Genomic DNA, 5,798 nt, shown 5'->3' with positions numbered 1-5,798 from the left:
GGCCGTTGGCCATCGGGCGTGACGCGTGTCTGAGAGTGACGCGCGCCCGCGCCCATGCTGAGCGAAGTCGAAGGATGAACAGCGAAGAGACAAGGTCCATGCTCAGGGATGACTCGCGGAGGATTAAATCTGTCTACACCATGACCATGCATGACGAACCATGACCATAACGGACTATGGTGGATCATGCCGGACTGGACGAAGCGGGTGCTTCCCCGCCAGTATGGCGCTGAACCATTCTGGAAGGGCATTGCATGCGGCTGACATCCCTCATTGCGCGTCAGGCCGGGGCGGCGGCCCTGCTGCTCGCGGCCTGTACGCAGACGCAGCCGGTGCAGGAGGTGCCTGTGGCGGCGGAGATTGCGCCGGTCGTGACCGGAGCCTTCTATGAAGAGGCCGGGGTGGAGCAGGTCTGGTCGGATGAGAATTTCGACAAACTGCTCGCCGCGCTCAAGGGCCTGTCGAGTCACGGGCTCAATCCGGAAGACTATAATCTCGATACGCTGGAAGCGGTGCGCGGCGATGCGGCCGAGCGGGACCGGCTGGCCACGGCGGCGTGGCTGATGGCGGCCTCGCACCTGTTGCAGGGCAAGCTGGACCCGGTCAGCATCGAGGCGAACTGGACCATTCCCGCCCGGCAGGACGACATCGCGGCCCGTCTGGAGAGTGCGCTGGAGACCGGGGAGATCGCCGCCACGCTGGACGCCCTCGCCCCGCAGCAGCCAATCTACCAGCTGATGCGCACCGAACTCGCCGCGCAGGAAGCCATGGAACAGGAACCCATCGCGGCGGTGGAAGACGGCCCGGCCCTGAAGCCCGGCATGACCGGCCCGCGTGTGGCCGCGCTGCGGGCCCGGCTGGTGCAGCTGGGCCTTCTGGAGGACGGCGCGGAAAGCGATGTTTTCGACGAAGCGACGAAAACCGCTGTCGAGACGCTGCAGGCCGATCAGGGGCTGGACATTGACGGCGTGGCCGGGGCCTCGACCCTCCGTGCCCTGAACCGCGGCACGGCCGAACGCATCGCGCAGCTGCGCGTCAATCTGGAGCGCTGGCGCTGGCTGCCCGATACGCTGGGCCGGCGGCATCTGCGTGCGAACATTGCCGCCTTCGAAGTGACCGCGTTCGAGGACGGCGTCGCCCAGCGCACGCATCTGCTGATCGTTGGCAAGCCCTACCGGCGCACGCCGGTCTTCTCCGACGAGATCGAATACATCATATTTAATCCGTGGTGGGAGACACCCGACAGCCTGGCGCGGGCCGACAAGCTGCCCATGTTCCAGAAGGACCCCGGCGCCGTCGCGCGGCTGGGCTTCCAGGTACTGGACCGCGCCGGCAATGTGGTGGATCCGGCAGGCATCGACTGGAATGCGCTGAAAGCCTCCACCTTCCCCTATCGGCTGCGCCAGGCACCGGGACCGCTGAATGCCCTCGGCCAAGTGAAGATCATGTTCCCCAATCCGCACAATGTCTATCTGCATGACACACCGTCACGCGGTCTGTTTGCCGAACAGCAGCGGGCCTTTTCCTCCGGCTGCCTGCGGACGCAATTCCCGATCGACCTGGCAAAATGGCTGCTGGCGGAAACCCCCGGCTGGGACAGCGCCGCGGTGGATGCCGCCGTCGACTCCGGCAAGGAAACGCGGGCCGATCTGGCCGCGCGGGTGCCGGTGCACATCCTCTACCTCACCACGGTCAGCGATGGCGCAGGCGGGGTGCGTTATCTCGACGACATCTATGACCGCGACGCCGCCGTGCTCGCCGCGCTGGACGCCCCGCCCGCGCCTGTCGCTGAAGCAGAACTGGCGAGGTAGGCGAGCTTGTGAGAAAATGGCGGCCTTGAGGGAGGCCAGCCGTGTCACAGGACGAAGACCAGCCTGCGCACTATTATCTCGCCGGGGGCGGTATCGCCTCGCTGGCGGCGGCGGTGTTCCTGATCCGCGACGCAGGCGTTTCGGGCGAACAGGTCACGATCTTCGAGAAGGAGGACCGCTTCGGCGGCAGCCTCGACGGGGCCGGCGATGCGGAGAGGGGCTATCTCGTACGCGGCGGGCGGATGTTCGAGCCGAACTTCGTCTGCACGTTCGACCTGCTGAACTCCATCCCGTGCGGGCTTCCGGGCGGCCTGTCTGCGAAGGAGGACATTTTCGCGTTCAACCGGGATGTCCCCGGATCGTCCCGTTGCCGGCTGATAAGGGATGGCGCGAAGGCGGACACCCGCCTCGGCCTGCGCCTGCGAGACATGCGGGACTTGGCTCGCCTGACGCAGGCGGATGAGGCGGCGCTGGACGGAAAGGCGATTGATGAGTGCTTCGACCCGGCTTTCTTTCGGTCGAATTTCTGGATCATGTGGAGCACGATGTTCGCCTTCCAGACATGGCACAGCGCGATAGAGCTCGCGCGTTACCTGAAGCGCTTCATCCACCTCTTCCCCGGCTTCACCCGCATGGAAGGCGTGCTGCGGACGCGGTTCAATCAGTACGACTCGCTGATCGCGCCCATCCTGGACTGGCTGACGGAGCGGGGCGTGAAATTCGAGACGGAGGCGGCCGTCATCGATGCGACCGTCTCGGAGGCGGGCGACACCTCCTGCATCTCGGCGCTTCTGCTGGAACGGGGCGGGCAGAGCGAGATCATGCCGGTATCCGAAAAGGACCGTGTCTTTTTCACGCTGGGATCGATGACAGCCAATTCGGTGCAGGGGTCGAACACGGCGCCCCCGCCTCCCCCGGAGACAGACAGCGCCTGGACGCTCTGGAAGACCCTCGCGGCGAAATCCCCCATATTCGGGCGGCCGGACGTGTTCTGTCCGGACGTGACCCGCACACGCTGGGAATCCTTCACGGTGACGCTGAAGACCCCGGCCTTTGTCGACCATATGGAACACTTCTCCGGCAACCGGACCGGCACGGGCGGTCTGGTGAGCATCGCCGATTCCGGCTGGATGCTGTGCTTTGTGATGTTCCACCAGCCGCACTTCCATCAGCAGGCGGATGGCACCTATGTCTTCTGGGGTTATGGCCTGCTGGGCGACCGGGAGGGCGATTATGTGAAGAAGCCGATGGCGGCGTGCACGGGCGAGGAAATCCTTGAGGAGCTGGCGGGCCAGTTACACCTTGGCGATGAAGCGGACGCCATGTTCCGCGATGCCATTGTCCGGCCCTGCATGATGCCGCTGATCACCAGCCAGTTCATGCCCCGCCGCGCGGGCGACCGGCCGGAGGTCGTGCCCGCAGGCGCCCGCAACTTCGCCTGCCTCGGCCAGTATTGCGAACAGAAGCACGATGTCGTCTTCACGGTCGAATACTCCGTCCGCTCCGCCATGACGGCCGTGCACCGGCTGGCCGGCGGCAAGCCGCCACCACCCGTCAAGCGGACAGACCGGAACCCGATTGTGATTGCGAATGCGTTGCGGACGATCCTTGCGGGTTAGGATCAGCCCGGCGCATAATTCATAGAGGCAATGAACACGCACCCTGCGCGCGTGACGCTGCAGAAATATAGCCGTCCCGCTTCAACATGTGGCCTCCTGACTTCTTCCAAATTTGTTATTTTTTTGATTTTTCGGCTTCGAAGCTGCCAAGTCCCAGCTGAATCTGTGTCGAAGTCTTCTTTTCAATTTTCTCCAAATGAGCCCTAAAGAAATCGAAATCACTTGCACAAGCATCTAACTGATCTCGTTTGATCAGAGTCGCAATTATCGCAACAGAACGAGCTTGAGTGTTTATCGATTTAGACGGATTGAACTCGATATCGGAAAACGCATCAAAGCGCGAAAGCCGCTCGGACAGAAACAGTTTGTGCTCGGCAAGCGCTCGCAGGAAGAGCCAATCGTAGAACGCATGAAATGGCAAATTTTCGTACCTCTGTCCCTTGAATGAGAAGCACTTAATCAAGCCCAATTTGCGCGCTTTGAAGTATCGTTTGGCTTCCAGCGGAGATAGATGAACTATTTCCTCGAAAGGCCCACCTTTCTCAAAGACTTTGCTAGCTTGATAAATGCATTCTATTTTTGAAGATATACCCGACAACTCTACATCTAATCGAAATGCACTTAGACGGCGGCCAAGCTCGCTATCAGATTTTGTGGAGACTTCCAAAATTTCACCAAAGCCTAGAAAAGAGGCTTCGGCGTGCAGTTCAGCCACATTTTTTTTCTTTTGGGATGCTGCCATCCCACGATGCCAATTGAACTGAACAGACACCTCCTTAAAGAGAGCGCCTTTCGTTGAACCCGGTACGAAGATAGGTCGAAATGCCATATCACAGTAGAATATAGTCGGGTTCTACTAGGTCAGGAACGAGAATTTCGTATTTCACCGCAACAGATTTTCGCTCCAGCACGGCTGGATCCTTCCAATTTAGGCGCATGAAAAGAATGTCTTCGTCGACATCGGTATCTGAGAAGTCACTGATGGGAACAATTTTTGAGCCACGCTTATTTGAAACCTCAGTGCAGAACATTACGCCCGGTTTCAAAATAACCTCCGGGCGAATCTTGAGCTGAACGACGTCTTCAATAGTACCTTCATTTTTCGCTCTAAAGGACATTGGATGCTCATCAAAAAAACTGAGATGAACGTACTTATTCAGCTCACGGTCCATATCAGCCTTTAAACTCCAATCATTTCCTCCAGGAACACAACATAATTCTTTCTGGTCAATTTTTTGCTTTGATAGCAGCCCATGCAATCTAATGGACGGCAGGTTTCTGCTGTCCGTAAAGTGATGCAAGTATCGTAGCCTATATGCTGGGCGACCACGTATTTTCCTAACAAGCTGCTCTAGGGCCACGATCCACCTCCGTTGATGAACAAAAAAGAAATTCAATCTTTGGGAGTATTCGTAAACATCGAGAAAAGATCTATTGTTACAATCCTAACAATCGGCTCAGATGGATTTTCAAAGGATGGGGAATTTCACCCCGGCACCATCTCGCTCAAGCGGCCGCCCATGCGGATCGGCTCTATACGGATGGCCAGGCCCGTGCGGTCGTCGGTTTCGACATAGGTGCCGCAGAGGGTGCCTTCGCCGAGGGCGGGCTGGTAGCGGTCGCCGGGCAGCTGGGTCTGGAAGCGGTAGAGCGAGATCTGCTTCTGCATGCCGATGACGCTGTCATAGTCGCCGCACATGCCGGCATCGGTCTGGTAGGCGGTGCCGCCCTCCAGGATCATCGTGTCAGCGGTGGGCACATGGGTGTGGCTGCCGACGACGAGGCTGGCGCGGCCGTCGCAATGATGGCCCATCGCCATCTTCTCACTGGTCGCCTCGCAATGCATGTCGACCACGATGGCATCGGCCACGGCGCCCAGCGGCATGGAATCGAGCGCGGCATCCACCGCGTCGAACGGGCAGCTCATCGTCTGTTTCATGAACACATTGCCCTGCGCCTGAATAACGCCGACGCGGCGGCCATCCGGCAGGGAGAAGAGATGCGCCCCCTTCCCCGGTGCGTTGGCGGCAGCGGGATAGTTGACCGGGCGCAGGAGGCGCGGCTCTCGCTCGATATAGGTGAGGGCCTCGCGCTGGTCCCAGGCATGGTCGCCGAGCGTCAGGCAGTCAGCGCCCGCATTGAAGAACTCTTCCGCAATGGCGCTGGTCAGGCCGAAGCCGCCAGCCGAGTTCTCGGCGTTCACAATGGCAAAGTCGAGCCGCAGGCGGGCTTTGAGGCCCGGCAGATGGTCCAGCACGGCCTGGCGGCCCGGCTTTCCGACGACGTCTCCGAAGAATGCGAGTTTCATAAGGAAACGCTATGCACCCGGCCCGTTAAAAAGAAAAGCGCGCGCACCCAGATGGATGCG

General features: G+C 60.1%; 5 protein-coding genes. 2 read left to right on the top strand and 3 right to left on the bottom strand.

Annotation, left to right across the window (positions count from 1 at the left end):
* The first annotated feature begins 254 nt into the window (after positions 1 to 254).
* Both HJA_RS17605 and HJA_RS17600 read left to right on the top strand, forming a co-directional pair.
* The gene (locus tag HJA_RS17605) at positions 255 to 1,811 is read left to right on the top strand and encodes a L,D-transpeptidase family protein (RefSeq protein WP_051597853.1); all 1,557 of its coding nucleotides are present in this window, start codon (positions 255 to 257) and stop codon (positions 1,809 to 1,811) included.
* A 41-nt stretch (positions 1,812 to 1,852) separates the two neighbouring features.
* The gene (locus HJA_RS17600) at positions 1,853 to 3,430 is read left to right on the top strand and encodes an oleate hydratase (protein ID WP_035585079.1); all 1,578 of its coding nucleotides are present in this window, start codon (positions 1,853 to 1,855) and stop codon (positions 3,428 to 3,430) included.
* A 115-nt stretch (positions 3,431 to 3,545) separates the two neighbouring features.
* Here the strand turns inward: HJA_RS17600 and HJA_RS17595 are convergent, their stop codons facing one another.
* The 3 genes from HJA_RS17595 to HJA_RS17585 all read right to left on the bottom strand — a co-directional run bounded on the left by HJA_RS17595 (position 3,546) and on the right by HJA_RS17585 (position 5,738).
* Positions 3,546 to 4,259, bottom strand: coding sequence for a DarT1-associated NADAR antitoxin family protein (locus tag HJA_RS17595; RefSeq protein WP_035585076.1), 714 nt, complete (start codon positions 4,257 to 4,259; stop codon positions 3,546 to 3,548).
* Position 4,260: 1 nt separating this feature from the next.
* Positions 4,261 to 4,791, bottom strand: coding sequence for a DarT ssDNA thymidine ADP-ribosyltransferase family protein (locus tag HJA_RS18460; RefSeq protein WP_162177092.1), 531 nt, complete (start codon positions 4,789 to 4,791; stop codon positions 4,261 to 4,263).
* Between the two features lie 125 nt (positions 4,792 to 4,916).
* On the bottom strand, positions 4,917 to 5,738 hold the full coding sequence (locus HJA_RS17585) for a TIGR00282 family metallophosphoesterase (protein ID WP_035585071.1): 822 nt from the start codon (positions 5,736 to 5,738) through the stop codon (positions 4,917 to 4,919).
* Positions 5,739 to 5,798 lie beyond the last annotated feature (60 nt).

The sequence above is a fragment of the Hyphomonas jannaschiana VP2 genome (assembly GCF_000685215.1).
GTDB classification, from domain to species: domain Bacteria; phylum Pseudomonadota; class Alphaproteobacteria; order Caulobacterales; family Hyphomonadaceae; genus Hyphomonas; species Hyphomonas jannaschiana.
The sequence above is the reverse complement of the archived record's forward strand: the minus strand, read 5'-3'. Positions and strand labels throughout refer to the sequence as shown.

Coding starts and splice junctions, on each gene's coding strand:
- HJA_RS17605 (WP_051597853.1), top strand. CDS start 255: ATGCGGCTGACATCCCTCATTGCGCGTCAGGCCGGGGCGGCGGCCCTG.
- HJA_RS17595 (WP_035585076.1), bottom strand. CDS start 4,259: ATGGCATTTCGACCTATCTTCGTACCGGGTTCAACGAAAGGCGCTCTC.
- HJA_RS17585 (WP_035585071.1), bottom strand. CDS start 5,738: ATGAAACTCGCATTCTTCGGAGACGTCGTCGGAAAGCCGGGCCGCCAG.